Raw genomic sequence first — 847 nt, 5'->3', positions numbered from 1 at the left:
GGAGGGGGCCGTCATAGGGTGGAAGGGAAGCCTGACTTCTGGGCTGGGGGGAGTGACCAAATGGATCAATCACGCGAGTGGACGTGCGGAGCGCATCGCATCCGGATGCTGGCGCCGGACGCGTTGCATACGAAGTACACGGGCGTCGTGGGATTGCAGGACGCGAAGTGGGCTTTGCGTGTCTACGAGGAGATGGCGGCGCACGGGCCGTTCTACCTGGTGGCGGAGGTGCCGGGGTCGGAGCTGCCGGCCGAGTCGCGCAAGTACCTGGCCAACAACGTGCGCGCGGAGTGGATGCGCTCGGTGGTGTACGTGGGGTCGGACCTGTCGCAGCGCGTGGTGGGCAAGGCGATGTCGGTGGCGATGTTGCTCACGGGCCACGCGGCCAGCTTCGACACGGTCTTCGTGGACACGATGGCGCAGGCGCAGGCCTGGGTGGACGCCCATCGGCTGGAGCACGCGCCCCGCCGCGTCGGGTGACGCGGGGGCTTTGACGCGGCACGGGCCAGGACGGGGCGGCGTGCCCGGCGTCTGGCCCGTGGGTGGAGGCTTGCTTCAGGAACGCCTGCTTCAGTGCTCCATCTTCCGGTCCGGGTGGCCGTCGAAGTAGGCGCGCGGGAGCGGGTTGGTGCCCGCGTCGCTGCGGGGACCGTCGCCGTCCGAGATGTCGTCGAGCGCGGCCTCGGCATGGCGCTCGCGAGGGTCGTACGGGTGGAGGCCGCTGGCGTCGCGGGGCGTGAGGTCGCCGTCGTCCACGTCGCTGGCCTCGCGGGGACGGACGCCCTTCTCGTCGGCTTCGGTCAGCTCGGGGCGGGGCGGCTGGTCGTCGTCCTCGTCGGTGTCGCGG

1 protein-coding gene and 1 pseudogene are annotated in these 847 nt (G+C 71.1%); one reads left to right on the top strand and one right to left on the bottom strand.

Translation table 11 applies throughout. The features are described 5' to 3' along the window. Positions 1-60 precede the first annotated feature (60 nt). Positions 61-480: an STAS/SEC14 domain-containing protein gene (locus tag D7V93_RS43600; RefSeq protein ID WP_147451705.1), complete on the top strand. Its 420-nt coding sequence runs from the start codon at positions 61-63 to the stop codon at positions 478-480. Positions 481-570: 90 nt separating this feature from the next. Here D7V93_RS43600 and D7V93_RS43595 read toward each other — a convergent pair. Beyond that, positions 571-847, bottom strand: a pseudogene (locus tag D7V93_RS43595) (hypothetical protein); the annotation flags it as partial.

Source organism: Corallococcus llansteffanensis (genome assembly GCF_003612055.1).
Classification (GTDB): domain Bacteria; phylum Myxococcota; class Myxococcia; order Myxococcales; family Myxococcaceae; genus Corallococcus; species Corallococcus llansteffanensis.
This window is presented reverse-complemented; position numbering and strand designations above follow the sequence as displayed.